The organism is Citrobacter sp. CF971 (assembly GCF_006385635.1).
GTDB classification, from domain to species: domain Bacteria; phylum Pseudomonadota; class Gammaproteobacteria; order Enterobacterales; family Enterobacteriaceae; genus Citrobacter; species Citrobacter freundii.
On sequence record NZ_CP041051.1, the window covers coordinates 4149566 to 4173676 of the forward strand.

Consider the following 24111-nt stretch of genomic DNA (forward strand, 5'->3'; position numbering starts at 1 on the left):
CAAGAAGGAGCAGAAGGCATTGAGGGTGGTACAAAATAGTGGTACATTCGGAATCGAAGCGTAAAGGTAACTCACTGTTATTCGGTGATTTCGTTGCTATAGAAACGAATCCTTGGTTCGATTCCGAGTCCGGGCACCACTATTCTAAAGAACCCGCCCACAAGGCGGGTTTTTGCTTTGGAGTATTTCTAAAATTATTCCCATCAAATAACCCCGTGATAGCAACGTCACCACCACAGGGGGTTGCGATTATTCTTTCACCACAATCAGCGGTTCGATATCGCTCTCTTTTTTAATCACCAGTGATTCATCGCCGCGCAGGCAGGTACCGCCGTAGTTACCGCCTACGGTGAAGGTACAAACCTGAATATATTTACCGGCAATGTTTGGCAGACACCAAAGCTGCTGATAAATGTTCTTCTGCTCGGCAAACTTACCGCTGGTTTTATCCAGTAGCTCTTCCTGATGACTCACCAGATCGATGTTGCTGCCACAACGTCCTGCAATGGGTTTCACCGCATAACCGGTTTGTGCCAGCTCTTCATTAACAGTGAAATCGGTATCAAGCAGATAGCGGTGGTGCGGGAAAAGCTGCCAGAGGATTGGCAATATCGCTTTGTTGCCTGGGATCACCGTCCACAGAGGTTCGAAGACCAGCACTTCCGGGCGCAGCAACACGTCGATTAAACGCACTTCCTGATTCGTATGCCCGGTACGAATTGGTACCGCGGCGTACTCCGTTTCGCTGACCTCTCGCACCTGCTCAATCGCGGTTTCCCACGCCCAGGTTTTCCAGACACAGTTCACCAGGCGGCCGTCACCGTCAATCAGTTGACCGGCATCATCCCAACGTAGCTCATCGAGGCCACGCAGAATTTTGCTGTCAAACCCGGCCTGACGCAGCGCCTGCTGCATAAACTGCGCGTGATAGTTTTCTTCGATATCCTTATCCTGCATGATGTGGACAAACGGACGTGCGCGGCTGTGCTTCCAGGCACCCGCCAGTTCGTTGATCAACCCTTCAGCCGGGTTGTGTCCCTGCCCTGTGTAGCCACGCTCGGCCCATCTTTCGAGAATCAAGCCAGCTTCGGTATGGCACGAGGCGGAATCGGCGTTGTACTCATACACCTTCAGTCCACGTTCATCCATACAGAAATCCATACGACCCGTAATCATATGATGCCGACGACGCTGCCAGGAAAGGCGCAGGCGCGGCCAGAGGATTTTCGGAATATCGAAAAGCGCCAGCAAGTTATCGTCTTTCAGCACCTTGTCGGTCGCGTGCAAGTACATCAGGTGCAGCTCGTTGGTGGCTTTGATCAGCTCCTGCTCGGCACTCTCGGTAATAGTGAAGTACTGATGCGGATCCTGATTAATCACATGCCCATTCGCCAGCACGTAGGCTTTTTGCAGCGGATCCTGTTCATCCAGCCATTTACCGTCAAACTGCCCGTTATCTTCCAGTCGCGCGCCGCCAATTTTCAGCGAGTCACTGGCGATCTCCGGCTGCGGCAGGCTGTAACGAGTATCCTCGGTCTGGATCATCCAGCCAAGGATGGTGGTGTCGTCAAAGGTATCCCGCAGGGTGTAGCAACCGTTTTCAACCACCATCTCCAGCTCGCGGGTCCACTGCTGTCCGGGAGGCAGCGGCGTATGGAGCACGTTCTGTTCGGCAATACGGATTTTGTTTTCCAGCAACTGGGTAACGACCGCCACATGCCCGGTATCTTTAAATTCGCCGCCTTTTTGCCAGATAAGCAACGCGCCTGCTACCGGTGCGCGGGGTGAACCATTGGGAAATGCCTGTAACGGCAGGATATTGTCATTCACCACTTCACGCAGGAAGCGTAAGGAGAAGATCTCCCAGGCCATGCCTACATCGGTGAAGACCACACCATAGTTAAGGAACAGAAAGCGGCGTGCGAATTCTACGCACTGCCATTTGTGGCCCATGTATTCGTCGTCGATATAGCTGCGAAATGCCGCATCATCGTCGTAGTCCCGCGGGTCGAGGGAGCTGTAATCTGAAGAGTAGATTGCTACGCCACCTGGGGCGTAGCCCAATAATGTCCCGAATGGGGCATCCTGACTGGTCGTTCCTTTGCTCATGCACCTTACCTCAAAACAATACAGCCTGAGCAGGTTGGCGTGAATTTTTCGCTCTGATTGCCTGCTCTGCGACACTAACCGGACAGAGGTCGACATCATCATACACCTCAACGCAGCGGCTGGCGCTCAGAGGCGAAAAATTCACAACAGGAACTACACCTGAGTAAGGATTACCGGTACGCTTTTATAGGCCGGAGTCAAACTTTGTGTATCCACCGCGTCCAACGAGAGCAGGACATTCGCTTCAGGCAGATACGCGCCAATTGAGCCCGCCGCCATGTTGTAAATCACCACCGTTAAACCGTACATGATGCGATCCGCGCAGGGCTGACCGTTGTCGTCCAGCGCCTGAACGTTGACCACATCACCCTGGCTCAGACCGCGGCTCATCGCTTCTTCGGCGCTTAAAAACACCACATCCCGACGACCGGTAATGCCACGATAGCGATCGTTCATACCATAAATCGTGGTGTTGTACTGATCGTGGCTGCGTAGCGTCGCCAGTATCAGCGTATCGGCAGGCTGATTTTCCCGCTCTACCGCCCGCTGATGGCTGACGATAAAATTGGCTTTGCCATTCTCCGTTCGCCATTCACGGCGCGAAGCAGGCATATCCATACGAAATCCGCCCGGCTCGGCAATACGGGCGTTGTAGTCGTGGAACGCCGGGATCACGGCTTCAATGGCATTACGGATCAGCGCGTAGTCCCCGGTCAACGCTTCCCAGTTTACCGGCGAAAGCGGCAGCGTGGCGCGCGCCATGCCCGCCACAATCGCGGGCTCTGATTTTAGCCAGCGGGAAGCCGGCTTCAGCGCGCCACAGGACGCGTGGACCATCGACATTGAGTCTTCGACGGTCACAGACTGAATGCCCGTAGCTTGCAGATCGCGCTCGGTTCTACCCAACGCGGGGAGCAAATAGTTGTGTTTTGCCAGCAGCAGGTGCGATCTGTTCAGTTTGGTCGCCACATGGACCTGCAGATCCAGATTTTTCATCGCCGCAAAGGTACGCTGCGGCTGGGGCATCGCCACCGCCAGATTGCCACCCATGCAGATGAGTGCTTTTGCATCGCCCCGCTCGATGGCCCGAATACTCTCCACGCTGGAACGACCATGTTTGCGCGGAACACGGATAGAAAAATACGTCTCAAGGCGTTGCAGGAAATCTTCGGACGCCGCTTCGTTGATCCCCACAGAACGATCGCCCTGCACATTAGAATGACCGCGCAACGGGCAGATCCCCGCCCCAGGCTTACCTATATTGCCTTTCAGCAGCAGCAGGTTTACCAGTTGCTGGACGTTCTCAGTGCCGTTTTTATGCTGGGTGATGCCCAGGCCGTAACAAACAATCGTGGCGCGGGATTTACTGTAGCTGTGCGCCAGATCTTCCATCTGACTGCGCGTCAGACCCGAGTCCTGTTCCAGCTCCGCCCAGCTACGCTGGCGTAAGTCATCATACAACGCAGCATATCCAGCGGTATGCTCTTCGATAAACGCATGATCGAGCGTCGGCTGCTGATCCAATAAGATCCGCGCTTCGTCCATTTCGATTAGCGCTTTCATGATGCCTTTGAGCAGCGAAGCGTCACCGCCCATTTTTACCTGGTAGTAGTCGTTGCTCAGCGCCGTCGCCTGACCGGTGAACATCTCTTTCGCGCTTTGCGGGAAGCTAAAGCGCTCAAGCCCCCTTTCGTTCAGCGGATTAATGGAGATAATTTTAGCCCCGCGTTTGGCAACGTCGCGTAAGGTGGTCAGCATGCGCGGATGGTTAGTGCCAGGGTTATGCCCGATACAAATCACCAGATCGCAGTGGTCAAAGTCCTCAAGTTCAACGGTTCCTTTTCCAAGGCCAATGGCCGGCGTTAGCCCTGCGCTGGTCGGTCCGTGGCACATGTTTGAGCAATCAGGGAAGTTGCTGCTGCCATATTCGCGGGCAAACAGCTGATACAGGAACGCTGCCTCATTTGACGTTCTGCCGGAGGTGTAAAACTCAACCTGCTGGGCTGAATCATAACTGCGCAGACGCTCCCCGATTTCCTGGAAGGCGATATCCCAATCCACCGCCTGCCAGGTATCTGATGCGGCATCGTATTTCATTGGATGCGTCAAACGACCGATGTTTTCCAGCTCATAATCGCTGTAATGCCAGAGTGTAGAAACCGGATGACGGCTGAAAAATTCCGGTGACGCTTTCTTGTTGGTTGTCTCCCAGGAAACCGCCTTAACGCCATTTTCGCACAGCTCCATCGGTGCCCGATGGCCAGGGTCCGGCCATGCACAGCCCGGACAGTCGAACCCTTTCACCTGGTTCATTTTAAACATCGCGATAATGTCGCGGGCGACAGCCTTTTGCGAAAACAGCGAAGCAGTGACGGCTTTTACCGCGCCCCACCCACCCGCCGGGCCCTGATAACCGCTTACTCCTGGAACACCCTTTTTCATTATTACTGCTTATTCACCGCCAATTTTTGATGGTGAATACGGTAGCAATTTCCGTGCAACAATGATTTCCTCTTCATGGAGTACGGGCCAGGTACAATGAACGGGTTAGATTTATCTTCCCCTTTCAGCACAAAACGGCATAAAGTCCCAATCTGTTAAATTCAGTTCTACCTGGCTGCTACACTGCATCAAACAACCACTCAGAAGGCAGGTCACTATGTCAGACAATACCTATCAGCCCGCGAAAGTCTGGACGTGGGAAAAATCGAACGGCGGCGCATTCGCCAATATCAACCGCCCTGTTTCCGGCGCTACACACGAGAAAACGCTGCCGGTTGGCAAGCATCCCCTGCAGCTCTATTCGCTGGGTACGCCAAACGGGCAGAAAGTGACGATTATGCTGGAGGAGTTGCTGGCGCAGGGCGTGAAGGGCGCGGAATACGATGCCTGGATTATCCGCATCGGCGATGGAGATCAGTTTTCCAGCGGCTTTGTTGAGGTGAATCCGAACTCGAAGATCCCGGCACTGCGTGACCACTCGCAAAACCCACCGGTTCGCGTATTTGAATCTGGCGCAATCCTACTCTATCTGGCGGAAAAATATGGTTATTTCTTGCCGCAGGATTTGGCAAAACGTACTGAAACGCTAAACTGGTTGTTCTGGTTACAGGGTGCTGCTCCGTTCCTTGGCGGTGGCTTTGGTCACTTCTATAATTATGCGCCGGTTAAAATTGAATACGCGATTAATCGCTTCACCATGGAAGCCAAGCGCTTACTTGACGTGTTGGATAAACAGTTAGCGCAGCATCAGTTTGTCGCCGGAGATGAATACACCATTGCCGATATGGCAGTCTGGCCGTGGTTTGGCAATGTGGTTCTGGGTAACGTGTACGACGCGGCAGAGTTCCTTGATGCAGGAAGCTACAAGCACGTGCAGCGCTGGGCAAAAGAGATTGCGGCGCGTCCGGCGGTTAAGCGTGGTCGTATTGTGAACCGTACCAACGGACCGCTGAACGAGCAGCTTCATGAACGCCATGACGCCAGCGACTTCGATACCAATACCGAAGATAAGCGCCAGGCTTAAAATGCCTGATGGCGACGCCGGGGCGTCTTATCAGGCCTACAAAGATGTCATGCCGTAGGTCGGATAAGGCGTTTGCGCCGCCATCCGGCACAAAATCACGCGCTGGTGACGTCGTACTCCATACGGCGAAGTGCGTCTAACGTGGCTTTAGCTTCATCTTCATCAATGATGCTCATGGCGAACCCTACGTGCACCAGCACCCATTGCCCGACCAGCTCAGCCGTATCACCTTCACAAATCAGGGCAATATTGACATCACGTTTGATGCCGCACACTTCAACCTGCGCAAGCTGGTGAATATCTTCACCAACGGCCAGAACCTGACCAGGGACTCCAATACACATATCTGACTCCGCCCCATAGCAACCTATGGGTTATTCGACTTCAATACTTTTCACTTTCAGTGAATCGCCCGCATCAACTCGCAGACGATCCCCCTGACAATGTGGACACTGCGCATCATGCTGGGTGATTTCCACAACCTGACTGCAATCCCAGCACCATGCCTGGGCTGGCTTGTAATCAATATGCAGCTCACACCCTTGCGCCAGCGTCCCCTGACAGACGATGTCGAAACTGAAACGCACGGCGCTCTCTTCAACACAGGAGAGCGCCCCAATTTCCAGCCAAACGCCGGTTACACGTTTGACACCGTGCTGCTCTGCCTGCTGTTGAACAATCTCAACCGCGCTCTGACAAAGGGACAGCTCATGCATTTTCGCAGTTCCGACGACCCAGCAGCAGCGCGCGGCGATTGAGCTGCGGCGCATTAGGATCGCTCACCGGCAGCGATAACAGCATTCGCGCACAATCGTCAGTCAGGCGCACACCTTCTTGCGCAGACATGCTGTGCGAAAGCGGCGACATCAGTGAACAGGAAAGGTATTGTGATACGCCCTCCAGTTCACCAACGGTAAAGGTCATCTCGCCATACGGCAGACGCAGCCCGATTTTTTCGCTGACTTTACGTACCGGCCAGACCTGGTCTGGTCCAGGGAAAATCAGTGCGCTGAGCATCCAGGGTGTGATAACACACCCCGTCCACTGCCCTTCAAACAGCGTAAAATCAGAGACATATACCGGCATATTCGGATGCAAGAAAGAGAGATCGTGCATCGAACGCCGGGCAACCTCTTCAAACGCTGCCTGAATCTGCATCTTCGGGGCCGTCTGAAAACCGACAAACTCCTCAGACATGAGCCGCCTCCCGAGGGATCGCTTCAACACCTGATTCGCGAAGCGCAGCAAGAACCTGCTCAAGTGCAGGTTCAATCATCGCTTCGACCGTTGGCGTTAGCCCGATATGCGGCTCCAGTGATTCCGGAATAATGCCGACTAACGTCAGCTTTTTCGGAAACTCGCCGGTGAAACGCAGAGCCGACAAAACGTCGGCCAGGCCAAGCTGGTGCGGTGAGATTTTGTTGGTAAACAGCGCCGGGATCTCTTCATCCCGCAGGACCATCATCGTTCCTGGCGTGTTTTTCTTCGACACAATGGCGTCAGCAATGATCAGATGATCTCTGTTCGCCATATCGCCGAGAAGCTCCATCCCAGCCGTACCACCGTCCAGAACATCAACAAAGTCTGGCAGGATGTACCGTTGCTCTAATGCCTCAACGATACGTACTCCGATGGCTTCGTCGGTCAGCAAAATATTGCCGACCCCTAAGACTAATATCCGCATTACAGAACCTTAACTGAGACCACTTCGTTCCCGTCAACGTCCACCACATGCACCGCACATGACATACAAGGATCGAAGGAGTGAATGGTACGAACCACTTCCAGCGGTTTGTTTGGATCGGCAATCGGCGTACCTACCAGCGAGCGCTCATACGGTCCCACTTCATCATTAAAGTTACGTGGGCCAGAGTTCCAGGTTGACGGTACAACCGCCTGGTAGTTGCTGATAATGCCATCTTTAATCACCATCCAGTGAGACAGCATACCGCGCGGCGCTTCGAGGAAACCAACACCTTTGAATTCGCCCGTTGCCGGAATATCCGGTTTCACGAAGGTGGTATGGTCGCCTTTACCGATGTTCACGATCAGCGCGTTGTACTGATCCTGCAGAACATTCTGCAGTTCACAGCAGTGAACGGTACGGCCAATAATACGACCCAGCGTAGAGTGCAGCTGAGACACTTCGATAGTTTTACCGGTCAGCTTGGTGTAAATCGCGATGATTTCATTCAGCTTGGCATGAGTAGACTCGCGTTTGGCCGCCAGTTTACACAGCATGTTGGCCAGCGGACCCACTTCAACCGTTTTACCGTAGAAGGTCGGTGCTTTAACCCAGGAGTACTTGCCGTCATCTGACCAACCGGTGTAATCAGGAACCGTTGTACCTTCCCACGGAGCCTGCGGCGCTTCGTCTTTGTACCACGCGTGTTTCGCGCTCTCCTGAATCCCTTTGATCAGGTACTCATCGGAGTGAGAGGTGATCGGACGATAGGTCGACAGATCTTCATTAGTAATGTAACCACCCGGGAACAGGAAGCTGCCGTTTTTACCGTCAGTCGGGAATTCCGGCGCGCTCAGGTAGTTAACCGCGCCCTGACCACGTTCCAGCCATTCAGGGTAGAACGCAGCAATGACCGCGGTATCAACCTTGTAAACCTGCTCAACGAAGTCGCTCAGCTTATCAATGAATGACTTGATGTACATCAGCCGTTCAAGGTTCAGCACGCCAAGACCGTCGAGGTTAATCGGGTTAGCAACCCCACCTACCGCCAGGTTCTGGATGTGCGGCGTTTTACCGCCCAACAGCGCCACAACGCGGTTGGCATCACGCTGGCATTCCAGCGCCTGCAGATAGTGAGCGACCGCAATCAGGTTCACTTCCGGCGGCAGCTGCATTGCCGGGTGCCCCCAGCAACCGTTAGCAAAAATGCCTAACTGACCGCTGGCAACAAGATCTTTGATCTTGTTCTGAACCTTGGTGAACTCTTCTGCGCTGTTCAGGTGCCAGGAGGACACGCCGTTCAGCATGGCAGATGCTTTCGCTGGGTCAGCTTTCAGGGCAGAGGTGATATCCACCCAGTCCAGCGCAGACAGCTGATAGAAGTGAACAATATGGTCATGCGTGGTGTGCGCGGCCAGAATGATGTTACGGATATACTGTGCGTTCACCGGAACATCAATATTCAGCGCACTTTCTGCTGCACGAACGGAAGAGATAGCGTGAGTGGTCGTACAAACGCCACAGATACGCTGCACAATCATCCAGGCATCGCGCGGATCGCGGTTTTTCACGATCTCTTCCATGCCGCGCCACATGGTACCGGAAGCCCATGCTTTAGATACCACGCCATTTTCGATTTCGCAGTCGATGCGTAAATGACCCTCAATACGGGTTACCGGATCAATAGTAATTCTCTGGCTCATGCTTTGCTCGCCTCATGACGATTTTGATCGTTTTGTTTTAAAGGAGGAAGTATCGGCAGTAGACGAATGAGTACGATGTATGCACAAATCTCAATAGCCACAAAACCAATAGAAATCAACAGTTCTTCCCAGGTCGGGAAGTAGTGGTAGCCACCACCAGGATTGAACGCCACCAGCGAATAGGACAGACGCCATGTTGCACAACCCAGCAATGCGCTCAGCGCAGACAGATACAGCATGCGCGAGTCATTACGCAGCTTAGTGACGCGCAGCACCACCAGCGGGAAGACCATCAGCACGACCTCAAGCCAGAACATGGCTGAGTAGAAATCGCCTGCAAACGCATACGACAGCTTGTCGCGATAGATCAGTTCGCCAAAGCGCAGAACCACGAAAATCGCCAGCAGCACGCTGATGGTGTTCGTCAGCTTGATGAACAAACTTTTCTCGTCCGGACCGTTACCTTTCAGACCCGCTTGTACCAGTGAGCCTTCAAAGATGACGATCGAGAAGCCCATAATAAAGGCGGTTAATACCGAGAAAAGCGGCAACATTTCATAAGCTTGCCAAAGCGGATGCACCTTATAACCCGCAGAAATCATCAATGAACCCATTGAAGACTGGTGCATGGTTGGCAGCAGCGCGCCGAGGGCAATAACAAAGAACATCACTTTATTCAAACGCTTGAGAGAAACTTTCCACCCCAGACGTTCAAACAGAGCCGGAGCAAATTCCAGCGCCATGATGCCGATATAGATGGTCATACAGACCGCCGTTTCGAACAGTACCGAATTCACGTTGAAGTGACCCGGAATGTAGAAATACGGCAGGTTCCAGTAACGACCGACGTCGATGGTGATTGACAGACCACCCAGCGAGTAGCCAAACAGGCTCGCCAACAGCGCCGGACGTACCAGCGGATGGTATTGTCCTCTGTTGAAAACATACACCGCCCACGCCAGCGCCCAACCGCCGCACGCAAAGCCAGTACCAATCAACAGGTCAAACGCGATCCATACACCCCATGGGAAACCGCCGTTCAGATCGGAGACTGAGCCCAATCCGAAGACCAGACGTTTCACGATCAGGAGCATACACAGGACGATAAGCGGCCCAAAAATAATGACCGGTTTGCTGATTATTTTTCCGCCCAGCGGTTTAGGATCATGACTCATGATCGTCTCCTCCATCGTGATGGTCGTTTTTCGTGTTACGACGAACCAGCACGGTTAAGCCCGCCAGCGCAGCCAGGGGTAATATCATGCCCTTGTACAGGGAATGTTGAACATGTTCGGAACGCGCACCAGTTGAAAGATCATCCAGCTTCGGCAGATCCAAATCCTCGTAAGGAACACCCGTCAGCACCATAACCTGCGTACCACCACCTTCTTTCTCACCGTACAGGTGTGGGTAGTACTTCGGTACCGTATGCAGATAGGTATCGCCTGCTTTCACCGTTTGACGCGGATAGTGGTATTCGCTGCCAGGCTTCAGCGCGAGACGTTTTTTCGCCTCAGCCATCAACTCTTCACGGGTACCAAAAATCACCGCACCGGCTGGGCACACTTCAACACAACCCGGCAAACCGCCTTTGTCCAGACGCTCAACGCCTTTCTGGTTACACAGTTCACATTTGTGAAGCGCACCAAACGGGTTGTTGTAGTCGTACTTAGGCACGTTGTACGGGCAGGCGACCATGCAGTAACGACAGCCCGTGCAGACGTCTTTGTCATAATGGACGATGCCGGTTTTCGGATCTTTCTTCAGCGCGGAGACCGGGCAAACGGAAACGCAGTTCGGATCAACACAGTGCATGCACTGTTTCTTGATGTATGCGTAGCCATTTTCTTCCTGGTCTTTGTTCACGCCTGTTCCGCTACGCCACACCTGGATGATGTTATTGGTATACGGAGACAGTTTGTCGTTGTTCGACCAGGTTTGCTCGCCTTCCGGGTTACGGGCCGGGAAGTTGATATCCTGACACTTGGTGACACAGGCCTGGCAGCCTACGCACAGCGTCGAGTCATAGAGCATCCCAAGAGAACCCGGGATCGGCGGACGGTTTTCTGCAGCCGCATGACTGATGGACGGCGCTGCGCCCAACAGCAATGCCCCGCTGGAGGCTGCTTTAATAAAGTTACGTCTGTTCACGGTTATTCTCCCCGTGAGTCAGCGTTATCTTTCTTTTGCTGACGCCCCAGTTCACGTACCGCCATCACGCTGACGCCGGCAACCAGTCCTACTACGCCACCCAGCAGTCCAATCGCTCCGGCAGATACATTACCGCCTTCTTTCATATTGACGTCAGGCTTCTCGGAACGCGGCGTTTGGTTTTCCACATGAGCAAGCTGGTGAATACCTTTATGGAAACCGACGCCTTCTTCGTTGCAGCCGTAGCAAGGGTGACCAATAGCCACCGGCCACACGCCGCCAACGTCGCAGAATTGCAGCGTTGAACAGTTGCCGTAGGTTTCTGGCCCTTTACAGCCCAGATGGTAGAGGCACCAACCTTCACGGTGGCCTTCATCGCCAAACTCTTTCGCAAAACGGCCTGCATCGAAGTGCGGGCGACGTTCGCAGTGCTCGTGAATCAAACGGCCATAGGCGAATGTCGGACGGTTTTTGGTATCCAGCTTCGGCGGCTTACCGTAAGTGATGATATGGGCGACCGTTGCGAGGAAGTTATGCGGGTTCGGCGGACAGCCGGGGATGTTGATGATGGTTTTGCCTGGCAGAACTTCTTGCAGGCCGACGGCACCCGTTGGGTTAACGCCAGCGGCAGCAACACCACCCCACGCAGCACAAGAGCCGATGGCAATGATAGCGGCTGCGCCCTCTGCGGCCCGGCGGATGTGATCCACGATCGGCTCACCGGCAACCATGCAGTAAATACCATTATCTTTCAGTGGGATAGAACCATCTACTACCAGAACATATTGCCCTTTGTACTTCTCCAGAGCGTTATGTTTGTTCTCTTCAACCTGATGGCCGAAGGCGGCAGAGAGCACCTCATGGTATTCCAGAGAGATTGTCTCCAGAACGAGGTTTTCCACTGTAGGGTGTGTCGCGCGAAGCAGCGATTCAGTACAACCCGTACACTCCTGGGCACCAATCCAGATAACCGGTGGGCGCTGAGGACGAGAAACTGATTCGGCCATTTCTGCGGCGGCTTTGCTACTGAGCCCCATGGTAGCGGCCAGTGCTGCACAAAGCTTCATGAAATCACGGCGATTAATGCCGCTCGAATTGATGAGAGAGTTATCTCCAGTCATTTTATAGTTATTCCGTTGCGAAGACCTGGCTTTTATTTTGCACCATTCGCATGTTGCATATTGCGATCGGCGCGCCATTACCACACTTTTTATATGGTTATGTGCATTATAATACTTCGACGGAGCAACAAAACGAAGGCGTAGGTCAATAGTGTAATTAATTAAAGCAAGATAATACCCCTTTCGGATCAAGCTTCGAGTCGATAGCCAGCCATGAAAAAACGAATTGTTGTACTGGATTGATTCTCTCTAAAGAAATCCATAACCATCTCTTTATCCAGTCCATAGCGACGCGTGAGGATGCCCGCTTCCCACGCGCTAAGCTGTCGATCGCCCGTTTTTTCAAACATGCGATGTGAAAATCCCAACACAAAACCACGCTTATAATCCGCACAAAAATTCGCCACTGAGCGTGCGCTGTCCGCACTTGAGGCGTTTAATCCGGCCATCAGGCCTTTTCCAAAATGGTTGTCCATGCATAACCTCCAATCGCTATATAATAAATTATATAGCGATTTTTTGAGCAAAGACCAGAGGTATCACGAACTTTTTATGCCAGCTTAAAAGGACACCCATTCATCCGTTTTAGCTGCCGCAGACGTTTTGTTGTCTGCTGAAGGGGAAGCAGTATTAGCAGCGGCGTATTGCACATCATTCGCTGAGAGGCGGAACTGTTGCACCGAGCGTTGCAGTTCCTCTGTTTGTCTTTCCAACGCCACGGCAGCGGCGGAGACTTGCTCTACCAATGCAGCGTTCTGTTGCGTTACGCTGTCCATCTGCGTGATCGCCACGCTCACCTGCGAGATGCCCTTATTCTGTTCTTCCGAGGCTGAGGCAATTTGCTTCATGATGACCGTCACTTCGGTGGCACCGCGCAGAATTGCCTCCATGGTTAATCCCGTTTCTTTAACCAGACGAGCCCCCTGGTCGACACGACGCGATGACTCGCCAATTAGCGTCTCAATCTCTTTCGCCGCTCCGGCGCTGCGACTGGCAAGGTTGCGTACTTCACCGGCAACGACGGCAAAACCGCGCCCCTGCTCGCCTGCCCTGGCAGCTTCAACTGCGGCGTTCAGCGCCAGAATATTGGTCTGGAAAGCAATACTATTAATAACTGACGTGATTTCCGCGATCTGTTTAGAGCTGGCGGCAATACCATCCATCGTCTCAACCACTTCTGAAACCAGCGTGCTCCCTTTACCTGCCGTTTCTGTGGCCGTATCGGCAAGCTGGCTGGCTTCACGCGCATTTTCAGCGTTCAGTTTTACCGTTGCGGTCAGTTGCTCCATGCTGGCAGCGGTCTCTTCCAGCGCCGCGGCCTGCTCTTCAGTACGTGAGGAGAGATCGTTATTACCGGTGGAAATTTCCGTCGCCCCTCGCCAGATGTTGTCACTACCTGAACGGATGGTACTGACGGCTTCGCGCAGGCTGTCCTGCATCGCGCACAGTAACGGCACCAGTTGACCCACACAGTTACGACCAAAATCTTCAATGGGATGGCTGAGATCGCCCTGCGCAATCTGCTGGAACTGCTGACGGATGCGTCCCAGAGGTTTCACCATCATGGCGACGAGGTAACGGTCGGTAAAGAACAGTAGGGCAATACCGAGGATAACAGCAGTAATAATTAACGTTCGGATGATAGACGTTTTGCCATCGACCATCACGCGGGTGGTATCAAGCCGCTCTCCTGCCGTGGCGTTAAAACGCTCGGCACTGGCGCCAAATTCACGGCTCAACGCTGGCGTAACGGTACTGGCATGTTCCGCAAAGGCCGTGAGCGTGCCCTGCTTTGCCAACTGCATTTGCGGGATCACGCCATTGTCCAGCAGCGCCTGCCACTTCGTCAGTACCGCCGAGGCAACTTCCGGATCCATGGGGCCTGGAGACAATGTTTTCATCTCCTGGAGTTTTTTACTCATATTCTCCAGGGACTGTTGCGCTGGCGCAAAATCCGGTGTTCCGCCGCTCATTTTGACATCCATTGCGCGACTTAACCGCGTCACAAAACGAAAATACTGATCGTTACCCTGGCTGAGAACCGTCATCTGATGGACGAGATGACGGTCAATATCATTGCCTTCAGATATTTTTGATAACGAATGAAGACTGAATAAACCCACGCCCGACCAGAGCAGGCAGAAAAGTCCCAGTATTGCCAACATGACAATACGAATAGTGAAGTTTTTCAGCAAACGCATAATAATTTCCTTGCCGTTGATGAGGAATTCGCCATCAGGCGATACTTATCCTTGTTATCGGCAGGCAGTAGAGAAGATATAATGCGTTCTTTATTTTTTTACTTTCTTAAGTACATCCACTATCTCTCCACCCTATATCAATATGAATGCTAATGAAATTAGGTAGCATTATTATTCAGGTAATTAATTAAAAGCATTAAATAATCTATTGTTTTCTATCGCAAATATTTATCAAACCACGCAAGGGTACGTTCCCAGGCTAATTCAGCGGTAGCTTTATCATAACGAGGGGTAGAATCATTGTGAAAGCCATGATTAACACCGGGGTAGATATATGCTTCATAGACTTTCTTATTCGCCTTTAGCGCCGCTTCATATGCAGGCCATCCCTCATTAATTCGGGTATCTAATTGCGCATAGTGCAGTAATAAAGGCGCGCTTATTTTAGGGACATCTGATGCAGGAACCTGACGCCCATAAAAAGGCACCGCGCAGGCCAGTTCAGGGAAAGCCACAGCTGCGGCATTCGACACACCACCACCATAGCAAAATCCGGTGATACCTACCTTTCCCGTCGACCCTGAATAATGCTGCATAAATTCAATGGCGGCAAAAAAGTCGTTCATTAACTTTACGGGGTCAACCTGCTGCTGCAATTCCCGACCTTTATCATCATTGCCTGGGTATCCCCCTACCGAACTTAACCCATCAGGCGCGAGTGCCATAAAGCCCGCCTTCGCCACCCGTCGCGCCACATCTTCAATATACGGATTCAGCCCACGATTCTCATGCACTACCACCACCGCCGGAACTTTCCGCGTCACCTTCGTTGGTTTAACCAAATACCCCCGCACATCACCATGACCTTCAGGCGAGGGATAGGTAATATATTCCGCCAGAATATCGGGATCGGTAAATTCTACCTGCATTGCGAGAGCGTAGTTGGGTTTCAATAAATTGAATAAGGCCAATGCCGTCATGCCACCCACTGCATATTTCGCTGCCATATTGAGAAACTCGCGTTTCGTTATTTTGCCATGAGCGTAATAGTCATAGTAGTCGAGCAGTTCTTGCGGAAAATCTTTGGCAGTCAAACGCGGCATCGTCGCACTCCTGATTGATGTTTTTTTAAGCAAAGCACAGTGACCTGTTTTTGCCCAGTTTTTCATCTCAGTGTGACCTGGTGAACGGGATATTCACCGTGAACCCGCTAGAATAGAAACGTTGTTTCGAAATTCACCTGCACTAAGGAGATCTCATGGCCTGGTTTGCCAATCCTGAACGTTACGAACAGATGCTCTATCGCTACTGTGGGCGCAGCGGTTTGCGCTTACCCGCTCTATCGCTGGGTTTATGGCACAGTTTTGGGCACGTTCAGGCGCTGGATTCACAGCGAGCCCTGTTGCGTAAAGCATTTGATTTAGGCATCACGCATTTTGATTTAGCCAATAACTATGGGCCGCCACCAGGCAGCGCAGAAGAGAATTTTGGCCGATTACTGCGCGAGGATTTTGCACACTATCGCGATGAACTGATTATCTCCACCAAGGCAGGCTATGACATGTGGCCAGGGCCATACGGTTCTGGCGGTTCGCGCAAATACCTGCTCGCCAGCCTCGATCAGAGCCTGAAACGCATGGGCCTCGACTATGTCGATATCTTCTACTCGCACCGCGTCGACGAAAATACGCCAATGGAAGAGACCGCCTCAGCCCTGGCCCACGCCGTACAGAGCGGCAAAGCGCTGTATGTCGGCATCTCATCCTATTCGCCAGAGCGTACGCAGAAAATGGCCGAGCTGATGCGGGAATGGAAAATTCCCCTGCTGATCCACCAACCGTCTTACAACCTGCTTAACCGCTGGGTAGACAGCAGCGGCCTGCTGGATACGCTGGAATCCAATGGCATGGGCTGCATCGCCTTTACGCCACTGGCTCAGGGACTGCTGACGGGGAAATACCTCAACGGCATTCCGGAAGGTTCACGCATGCAGCGTGAAGGGAAAAAAGTTCGTGGGCTGACGGAAAATATGCTGACGGAAGAAAATCTTAACAGCCTGCGGTTGCTCAATGAGATGGCGCAACAGCGTGGACAGTCGATGGCACAAATGGCCTTAAGCTGGCTGCTAAAAGACAACCGGGTGACTTCGGTATTAATTGGCGCCAGTCGACCGGAGCAACTGGAGGAAAACGTTCAGGCGTTGGCGAACCTGACGTTCAGCACCGAAGAACTGGCGCAGATCGATAAGCACGTCGCGGACGGTAAGCTGAACCTGTGGCAGGCCTCATCTGACAAATAGCCGTATGTAACATCGTGCCGGGTGACAGCGTTAGCCTCCCCGGCACGTAATACGGGCCAAACAGTCCCCTTCACACCTCTTCCGCTTTGATCTCCGGGCGTTGATACTCCGGCCACACCAGCGCGACAAGCGCGGGATAAGCCTCCAGACTGAACTCCCTGAAACACTGACGCAGGTTGAGCACGTCCAGGTCGGCATGCGGGACCTTCTCACCGCTCAAACAGCGCTTTTTAATATTGTCGTAATATTTATACACCGCAGAGTTGAGATCGCTACAACGCCGCTGCGCATCAAATAATCCAGGTGTCTCATTCAACTCCACCATTGTCATCCGCTTGATCGTGGAGTGGATAAAATCGATATATTCGTGATTAACGCGCCAATACCAGACCGGCGTAATCGAATTCATCAATACCGAGAAATGGTCCTCGCCTTCTTCTTTACTCAGCATTTCCGGCTGGTTTTCAGAGTGCCCATTTTCGGCATGTCGGTTTTTATTTGCACTGCGCATTAACAAAAGTACCCCGCAGGTCAGCAATAGCAGGGTAATAACAGAATAAAATATACTGTTCATATACTGGCTCCATTTTTTTTGATTTTAAAATTACGCCATGCTATTGTCAACGCGGCCTGGTTTATTTAAAACAACATATCATTGGCATCAAAGGATATTTCAACATGCTTCCCGAGCATCTTGTTCCCTCGCACTTTCACTTATCCAGCCCCGCTACCAATACCAATCCCGTAGATAATAGTGAAAATTTGACTCAGGGAAAGAGAACATTAAGCGATTACGAATCTGATATTTTGATTAGCTCAACGGCTACCGGTCAATCACGAAATATGCTATTTGAAGAGTGCGACCGTCATTTAAAAGAGCGTCTGTTTCGTGCAGCAAAAATTGAGTCATTCTCTCGCCTTCTCAATTCACTACAAGCAGAAGGCGATATTAACGCCCAAGAATTAAGTAAAATTTTGACTCAAAAAACAGCCATCATAAATGAACAGGGCAACAAAATTTGGCTTAATTTAATTACGCGTGAAACCAGCGACCCTATTTTTTATTCTCTGGAAGAGAAATAAAATGAAAGATGTTGAGGATAACAATGTTTATTTGGCTTTAGACAACCATAAAAGCGATGAGTTTGTCTTAAAGCAAAATCTAGCCGTGTTAATTGCCAATAAAAACGCGACGCTGGAAAGCGTTGCTCAGGAGATAGTCTCTATTCCCGCTGCACTGGTGCGGATGAAATGGCAAAATCGGCGTGAAATTTACACGCTACAGGCTAAAGAAGAGATCTACGGTGCCGCGATCGAAGCCATTATGGAGCAGCAACCAGAACTGCGGGACAAAATCATGGCCCGACTGGAAAGCACCTACCAGCATATACTCGCGCGGGAAACGGCCACCTTACGCCTGACACGAAAGCTGTCTGAAGGGAACTACGAACCCACCAGGATAACCACGGTCGCGTTAGACGAGAACAGATAAGAACAGGTATGCGAGAGAGTTGAATCAGGAGATGCACGCCGGGTAAGGCGGCAACCATTACCCGGCAATGAGGAGGATTACTTCGCTTTCACAGTCTCTTCGCCAACCAGACCAATCTTCAGGAAGCCCGCCTGATGCAGCGTATCCATAACCTTCATCATGGTTTCATAATCAACGGTTTTATCTGCCCGGAAGAAAATGGTGGTGTCTTTCTTCCCATCTGTCAGTGCATTTAACTCGCTAATCATGGTGTCATCCGTCACCTGATTGTTGCCAATAAACATACTTTTATCGGCTTTAACAGACAGGTAAACCGGTTTTTCCGGACGCGGCTGCGGCGTGCTGGTGGAGGCAGGAAGATTCACTTTCACATCCACCGTTGCTAACGGTGCGGCCACCATAAAAATGATCAATAAAACCAACATAACGTCGATAAACGGCGTCACGTTGATTTCATGCATTTCACCGTTATCGTCCAGGTTTTCATTAAAGCTCATTGCCATGGAACATTATCCTACACGTAATTTCTGCGCTGCACGTACCGGATGCGCGGATGCGCTTGCGTTCAGGTCCAGATCGCGACTTTGCAGTAACAGCACCTGTGCCGCGACGTCACCCAGCATCGCTTTATAGCTGCCAATCTGACGTGCGAAAATGTTGTAGATAACAACCGCTGGAATTGCTGCGACCAGACCAATTGCGGTCGCTAACAGCGCTTCTGCGATACCCGGCGCAACAACGGCCAGGTTGGTCGTTTGAGTTTGTGCAATCCCGATGAAGCTATTCATGATGCCCCATACGGTACCGAACAGACCGACGAATGGAGAGATAGCCCCGATGGTGGCCAGGTATCCGTTACCACGTCCCATATGACGACCTACCGCCGCCACACGACGCTCCAGACGGAAGCCGGTACGCTCTTTAATGCCTTCGTTATCGTCACTGCCTTCTGACAGTTCCAGCTCGTTTTGCGCTTCGTTAATCAACTGTGCGCCCAGGCTTTTGCCATCGAATCCTGCGGCAATCTCACTTGCCTGATCTAAAGAGCGGGCTTCCGCCAGCAGTTGCTGTTCACGCTTAAGGCGGCGTTTCTGAGTAAAGAACTCAAGGCTCTTACTAAAGAAGATAGCCCAGGTGACCACTGACGCCAAAATCAGCCCAATCATCACGCACTTAACCACGATATCGGCGTGCTGATACATACCCCAGACGGAAAGATCCGTCTGCATCAAATTATTACCCACTCTGTATCTCCAGGACGCAAATCACAAAATCTGAGCGTAATGATATCAAAAAGACGTCGAATTGATAGTCGTTCTCATTACTATTTACATATTGCCGCACCTTTGGTTTCTTTTCCTTGCGCTTACGCAGTAAAAAAGTCACCAGAAGCATTTTGAGATTATTTTCTACTGTATGACCGTTCTGCAGGATGCGTCATCTTTGATTCATGGTAGTTTAGACATCCAGACGTATAAAAACAGGTAAGACAACATGGCAGATAAGCAACTTGAAACCAAGCTCGTTCACGCAGGACGCAGTAAAAAATACACGCTGGGCTCGGTAAATAGCGTGATCCAGCGCGCTTCTTCGCTGGTGTTTGACACCGTGGAGGCCAAAAAGCAGGCCACACACAACCGTGCCAACGGTGCGCTTTTCTATGGACGTCGCGGAACCCTGACGCATTTCTCTCTGCAGGAAGCGATGTGCGAATTGGAAGGCGGCGCGGGTTGCGCCTTGTTCCCTTGCGGTGCGGCTGCCGTTGCCAACACCATCCTCGCTTTTGTGGAGCAAGGCGATCATGTGCTGATGACCAATACCGCCTATGAACCCAGTCAGGATTTCTGCACCAAAATTCTCGGCAAGCTTGGCGTGTCCACCGGCTGGTTCGATCCGCTGATTGGCGCCGATATTGTGAAGCACATGCAGCCGAACACCAAAGTCGTATTTCTGGAGTCGCCCGGTTCTGTCACCATGGAAGTGCATGATGTTCCGGCTATTGTTGCCGCCGTCAGAAGCGTAGCACCTGACGCAATCATCATGATTGATAACACCTGGGCTGCCGGGGTGCTGTTCAAAGCGCTGGATTTTGGTATCGATATTTCTATTCAGGCAGGCACCAAATATCTGATTGGCCATTCCGACGGCATGGTCGGCACGGCGGTCTCTAACGCCCGCTGCTGGGATCAACTTCGCGAAAATGCGTATCTGATGGGGCAAATGCTGGACGCCGATACCGCCTATATGACCAGCCGTGGGCTGCGTACGCTGAGTGTACGCCTGCGTCAGCACCATGAAAGCAGCTTAAAGGTCGCCGAGTGGCTGGCCAGCCATCCGCAGGTCGCCCGCGTGAACCACCCGGCACTGCCCGGCAGTAAAGGGCATGAATTCTGGAAGCGTGATTTCACCGGCAGCAGCGGCCTGTTCTCCTTTGTATTGAATAAGAAACTCAATAATGAGGAGCTGGCCGCGTATCTGGATCACTTCAGCCTGTTCAGCATGGCCTACTCCTGGGGCGGTTTTGAGTCGCTGATTCTCGCCAACCAGCCAGAACACATTGCGGCAATCCGTCCGCAAGGCGAGGTTGACTTCAGCGGAACGCTCATCCGTTTACATATTGGTTTAGAGAATGTTGACGATCTGATTGCCGATTTGGCCGCAGGATTTGCCCGAATCGAGTAAAATTGCCACAGATGGACATATATGCAGACACTTCTGGTGGAAAAGTCTGCAATTGTTGCGTCCGGGATCAAGGCATCCCGGGCAATTCAGGAGTACAATCCACATATAAACGCTGTTCCACAGGAAAGTCCATGGTAGTCATTCAAGATATTGTCTCCGCGCTCTGGCAACACGATTTTGCCGCACTGGCGGATCCGCACGTTGTGAGCGTGGTGTACTTCGTCATGTTCGCCACACTGTTTTTAGAAAATGGCCTTCTGCCCGCCTCCTTTTTACCCGGAGACAGCCTGTTATTACTGGCAGGAGCGCTGATCGCTCAGGACGTGATGAGTTTTTTACCTACCATAGCTATTCTGACTGCCGCAGCCAGTCTGGGCTGCTGGCTGAGCTACATTCAGGGACGCTGGCTGGGCAACACGCGCACGGTGAAAGGCTGGCTGGCGCAATTACCTGAAAAATACCATCAACGCGCTACCTGCATGTTTGACCAACACGGGTTGATGGCGCTGCTTGCCGGGCGTTTCCTGGCGTTCGTCCGTACCTTGCTGCCAACGATGGCGGGCATTTCAGGGCTTCCTAACCGTCGGTTCCAGTTTTTTAACTGGCTGAGCGGACTGCTGTGGGTCACCGTCGTTACCAGTTTCGGCTATGCGCTGAGTATGATCCCATTCGTCAAACGTCATGAAGATCAGGTGATGACCTTTTTAATGATCCTGCCGATTGCCCTGTTAACCGCAGGTCTGTTGGGAACGCTGTTCGTGGTAATTAAAAAAAAATACTGTAGCGCCTGAGTATTATCCGTATGCCGGAGTCACTCCGGCATTTCATTGATGGCGCACAGCTAGCTTTAAAGCCGACAGGAAATCAACTCCCCTGCATCATACGAATTCTTGCCGCATCTTCCCCCGGCGTTACGCCAAAGAAACGTTTGAACTCCCGACTGAATTGCGATGCGCTCTCATAGCCGACGCGCATTGCAGCCGCACTGGCCTTCATTCCATCGTGGATCATCATCATCCGTGCTTTATGCAGGCGATAGCTCTTCAGATATTGCAGCGGCGAGGTACTTGTCACCGCTTTAAAATTATGATGAAACGCCGATACGCTCATGTTCGCCTCTGCCGCCAGCTGTTCTACATTGAGGTTTTCGGTGTATTTGGTTTCAATCCGCTTGAGTACCCGGCTTATCAAACTGAAATGCGTCTGGCGACTTACCAGCGCAAGTAACGCGCCACCGCGCGGCCCGGTCAGCACATGGTAGAGGATTTCGCGAATGATCTGTTTCCCCAGAATGCGCGCATCCAGCGGTCGCTCCATCACATCCAGCAGGCGCTCAGCAGCACAGAGAATTTCGTCTGAGAGCGTCGCGGAGTTAATCCCACTGGCAGCCATAGCGGGCTGGAACAGCTCGTCTTCCCCAATGTCCATCAACAGCTCCTGCAATTGCAGGATATCGACATTCAGGTAAATACCGGCCAGAGGAACCTCCGGCGTCGCATACGTTTCACATTCGAAGGGTAAAGGTACGGTTAGCAGCAGGTATTCGTTGGCGTCATAGCGAAATACGCGCTCATTAATGTAACCAATTTTATGTCCCGAAAAGAGAAATATGATGCCTGGCTGATACATGACTGGTGTACGCGCCGCCGGCTCCGTACCGTGTAGCAGGCGGACATCTGGCAGCAGTTCGTTAAGTTTATTTTCATTGTTTTTCAGATGCTTAATTTTATCTGTCAGCAGAAGGCAGATCTCATCACGGTTCATGGGGCACCATTTCATTATCGTTTTTCGACCCTGACATAATGCGCAGATTTATCCGTTTTCTCCAGCAGTCTGTAGAAATGGGCAAGACATCGGCAGAAATGAGCATTGAGAGCAGCGCGGCGGGCGACCACAATGTTCATCATCCGGCAGACACTCTCCTGCCCTCTTTCATTACCCACCAAAGGGAACGAGCAATGAACAACTTTAATCTCCATACCCCAACACGTATTTTGTTTGGTAAAGGCGCGATTGCTGAGCTGCGCGATCAAATTCCTCAGGACGCTCGCGTGCTGGTTACTTACGGTGGCGGCAGCGTGAAAAAAACAGGTGTCCTGGCACAGGTTCAGGACGCGCTGAAAGGCCTGGACGTGCTGGAGTTTGGCGGTATCGAGCCAAACCCGTCTTATGAAACGCTGATGAACGCGGTAAAAATCGTGCGTGATGAGAAAGTGACGTTTCTGCTGGCAGTAGGCGGCGGTTCCGTGCTGGACGGCACCAAATTCATCGCGGCTGCTGCACAGTACGCTGACGGCATCGATCCATGGCGTATTCTGGAAACCCACGGCAACGACGTAACAAGCGCCATCCCGATGGGCTCCGTATTAACCCTGCCTGCAACCGGCTCTGAATCTAACTCCGGCGCGGTAATTTCGCGTAAAACCACCGGCGATAAACTGGCCTTTATGACCCCGTTTGTACAGCCAGTATTTGCCGTACTGGATCCGGTTTACACCTACACCCTGCCGCCACGTCAGGTTGCAAACGGCGTCGTGGATGCGTTCGTTCATACCGTTGAGCAGTATGTGACTTATCCGGTCGACGGGAAAATTCAGGATCGCTTTGCCGAAGGCATTCTGCTCACACTGGTAGAAGAAGGTCCGAAAGCCTTGCAGGAACCGGAAAACTACAACGTGCGTGCGAACGTCATGTGGGCGGCAACCCAGGCGCTGAACGGTCTGATTGGCGCAGGGGTACCGCAGGACTGGGCAACGCATATGCTGGGCCATGAACTGACTGCAATGCACGGTCTGGATCATGCTCAAACACTGGCCATCGTTCTGCCAGCGCTGTGGAATGAAAAACGTGATACCAAGCGTGCCAAACTGCTGCAATACGCAGAGCGTATCTGGAATATCACCGAAGGAAGCGATGACCAGCGCATCGACGCCGCCATTGCCGCAACCCGCGCTTTCTTCGAACAAATGGGCGTACCGACTCGCCTGTCTGACTACGGTCTGGACGGTAGCTCCATCCCGGCGCTGCTGGAAAAACTGCAAGCGCATGGCGGTACGAAACTGGGCGAACATCAGGACATTACGCTTGAGGTCAGCCGTCGGATTTACGAAGCTGCCCGCTAAGGTTTTTTAACCTCCGCCTTT

The 24111-nt window shown here is 52.1% G+C and carries 24 protein-coding genes; 7 read left to right on the top strand and 17 right to left on the bottom strand.

The window, feature by feature from the left end; genetic code table 11:
* Positions 1-249: 249 nt before the first annotated feature.
* Together gss and E6P06_RS23580 are read right to left on the bottom strand one after the other, a co-directional pair.
* Positions 250-2109, bottom strand: coding sequence for a bifunctional glutathionylspermidine amidase/synthase (gss, locus tag E6P06_RS23575; protein WP_003838200.1), 1860 nt, complete (start codon positions 2107-2109; stop codon positions 250-252).
* Positions 2110-2262: 153 nt separating this feature from the next.
* Complete coding sequence (locus tag E6P06_RS23580; protein ID WP_139935788.1) at positions 2263-4551, bottom strand: FdhF/YdeP family oxidoreductase; 2289 nt, start codon at positions 4549-4551, stop codon at positions 2263-2265.
* A gap of 217 nt (positions 4552-4768) precedes the next feature.
* Between E6P06_RS23580 and yghU the strand changes: the two genes are divergently transcribed.
* Positions 4769-5635, top strand: coding sequence for a glutathione-dependent disulfide-bond oxidoreductase (yghU, locus tag E6P06_RS23585; RefSeq protein ID WP_003846344.1), 867 nt, complete (start codon positions 4769-4771; stop codon positions 5633-5635).
* A 95-nt stretch (positions 5636-5730) separates the two neighbouring features.
* Here the strand turns inward: yghU and hybG are convergent, their stop codons facing one another.
* The 11 genes from hybG to yghX form a co-directional block, all read right to left on the bottom strand.
* Positions 5731-5979 (bottom strand): hydrogenase maturation factor HybG, encoded by a 249-nt coding sequence (gene hybG, locus E6P06_RS23590; RefSeq protein ID WP_003024459.1) that lies wholly within the window; start codon positions 5977-5979, stop codon positions 5731-5733.
* Positions 5980-6009: 30 nt separating this feature from the next.
* Positions 6010-6351: a hydrogenase maturation nickel metallochaperone HypA gene (hypA, locus tag E6P06_RS23595; protein WP_003024462.1), complete on the bottom strand. Its 342-nt coding sequence runs from the start codon at positions 6349-6351 to the stop codon at positions 6010-6012.
* Positions 6344-6832: a hydrogenase-2 assembly chaperone gene (gene hybE / locus E6P06_RS23600; RefSeq protein WP_003024465.1), complete on the bottom strand. Its 489-nt coding sequence runs from the start codon at positions 6830-6832 to the stop codon at positions 6344-6346. Before hybE ends, hypA begins: the two co-directional genes overlap by 8 nt.
* Complete coding sequence (locus tag E6P06_RS23605) at positions 6825-7319, bottom strand: HyaD/HybD family hydrogenase maturation endopeptidase (protein ID WP_003024473.1); 495 nt, start codon at positions 7317-7319, stop codon at positions 6825-6827. Before E6P06_RS23605 ends, hybE begins: the two co-directional genes overlap by 8 nt.
* Positions 7319-9022, bottom strand: a complete 1704-nt coding sequence (gene hybC, locus E6P06_RS23610) for a hydrogenase 2 large subunit (protein ID WP_003024476.1) — start codon at positions 9020-9022, stop codon at positions 7319-7321. Before hybC ends, E6P06_RS23605 begins: the two co-directional genes overlap by 1 nt.
* Positions 9019-10197 carry a Ni/Fe-hydrogenase cytochrome b subunit gene (gene hybB, locus E6P06_RS23615; RefSeq protein WP_003024479.1) on the bottom strand — a complete coding sequence of 393 codons (1179 nt, stop codon included), beginning with the start codon at positions 10195-10197 and terminating at the stop codon, positions 9019-9021. The genes hybC and hybB overlap by 4 nt, the downstream gene beginning before the upstream one ends.
* Positions 10187-11173 (bottom strand): hydrogenase 2 operon protein HybA, encoded by a 987-nt coding sequence (hybA, locus tag E6P06_RS23620; RefSeq protein WP_003828357.1) that lies wholly within the window; start codon positions 11171-11173, stop codon positions 10187-10189. The genes hybB and hybA overlap by 11 nt, the downstream gene beginning before the upstream one ends.
* Positions 11174-11175: 2 nt before the next feature.
* Complete coding sequence (gene hybO / locus E6P06_RS23625) at positions 11176-12294, bottom strand: hydrogenase 2 small subunit (protein ID WP_003024486.1); 1119 nt, start codon at positions 12292-12294, stop codon at positions 11176-11178.
* 188 nt (positions 12295-12482) lie between these two features.
* Positions 12483-12770: a DUF2623 family protein gene (locus tag E6P06_RS23630; protein ID WP_003838189.1), complete on the bottom strand. Its 288-nt coding sequence runs from the start codon at positions 12768-12770 to the stop codon at positions 12483-12485.
* A gap of 84 nt (positions 12771-12854) precedes the next feature.
* Positions 12855-14495, bottom strand: a complete 1641-nt coding sequence (locus tag E6P06_RS23635) for a methyl-accepting chemotaxis protein (RefSeq protein ID WP_139935789.1) — start codon at positions 14493-14495, stop codon at positions 12855-12857.
* A gap of 215 nt (positions 14496-14710) precedes the next feature.
* Complete coding sequence (gene yghX, locus E6P06_RS23640) at positions 14711-15598, bottom strand: YghX family hydrolase (RefSeq protein WP_071684655.1); 888 nt, start codon at positions 15596-15598, stop codon at positions 14711-14713.
* Between the two features lie 155 nt (positions 15599-15753).
* Here yghX and E6P06_RS23645 point away from each other — a divergent pair, with 155 nt between their 5' ends.
* Positions 15754-16794, top strand: coding sequence for an aldo/keto reductase (locus E6P06_RS23645; protein WP_003024497.1), 1041 nt, complete (start codon positions 15754-15756; stop codon positions 16792-16794).
* Positions 16795-16864: 70 nt separating this feature from the next.
* Here the strand turns inward: E6P06_RS23645 and E6P06_RS23650 are convergent, their stop codons facing one another.
* A complete protein-coding gene (locus E6P06_RS23650; protein WP_003024499.1) occupies positions 16865-17368 on the bottom strand; it encodes an ESA_00282 family adhesion-associated protein in 504 nt (167 codons plus the stop codon).
* A 104-nt stretch (positions 17369-17472) separates the two neighbouring features.
* On the opposite strand from E6P06_RS23650, the gene E6P06_RS23655 reads away from it, so the two are divergent.
* Together E6P06_RS23655 and E6P06_RS23660 are read left to right on the top strand one after the other, a co-directional pair.
* On the top strand, positions 17473-17877 hold the full coding sequence (locus E6P06_RS23655) for a hypothetical protein (protein ID WP_003024501.1): 405 nt from the start codon (positions 17473-17475) through the stop codon (positions 17875-17877).
* Between the two features lies 1 nt (position 17878).
* Positions 17879-18286 (top strand): hypothetical protein, encoded by a 408-nt coding sequence (locus tag E6P06_RS23660; protein ID WP_003838178.1) that lies wholly within the window; start codon positions 17879-17881, stop codon positions 18284-18286.
* A gap of 77 nt (positions 18287-18363) precedes the next feature.
* Here the strand turns inward: E6P06_RS23660 and exbD are convergent, their stop codons facing one another.
* Both exbD and exbB read right to left on the bottom strand, forming a co-directional pair.
* Complete coding sequence (exbD, locus tag E6P06_RS23665; protein WP_003024505.1) at positions 18364-18789, bottom strand: TonB system transport protein ExbD; 426 nt, start codon at positions 18787-18789, stop codon at positions 18364-18366.
* 6 nt (positions 18790-18795) lie between these two features.
* Positions 18796-19530 carry a tol-pal system-associated acyl-CoA thioesterase gene (exbB, locus tag E6P06_RS23670; protein WP_003024507.1) on the bottom strand — a complete coding sequence of 245 codons (735 nt, stop codon included), beginning with the start codon at positions 19528-19530 and terminating at the stop codon, positions 18796-18798.
* 250 nt (positions 19531-19780) lie between these two features.
* Here exbB and metC point away from each other — a divergent pair, with 250 nt between their 5' ends.
* A complete protein-coding gene (gene metC, locus E6P06_RS23675) occupies positions 19781-20968 on the top strand; it encodes a cystathionine beta-lyase (protein WP_003024509.1) in 1188 nt (395 codons plus the stop codon).
* A gap of 131 nt (positions 20969-21099) precedes the next feature.
* Positions 21100-21759: a DedA family general envelope maintenance protein YghB gene (gene yghB, locus E6P06_RS23680; protein ID WP_003024510.1), complete on the top strand. Its 660-nt coding sequence runs from the start codon at positions 21100-21102 to the stop codon at positions 21757-21759.
* A gap of 73 nt (positions 21760-21832) precedes the next feature.
* On the opposite strand, the gene E6P06_RS23685 is transcribed toward yghB, so the two are convergent.
* Entirely contained in the window at positions 21833-22732 is a 900-nt protein-coding gene (locus E6P06_RS23685; protein ID WP_003024513.1) for an AraC family transcriptional regulator, read from the bottom strand.
* Positions 22733-22926: 194 nt separating this feature from the next.
* On the opposite strand from E6P06_RS23685, the gene yqhD reads away from it, so the two are divergent.
* Positions 22927-24090 carry an alcohol dehydrogenase gene (yqhD, locus tag E6P06_RS23690; RefSeq protein WP_003838168.1) on the top strand — a complete coding sequence of 388 codons (1164 nt, stop codon included), beginning with the start codon at positions 22927-22929 and terminating at the stop codon, positions 24088-24090.
* The last annotated feature ends 21 nt before the right edge of the window (positions 24091-24111 follow it).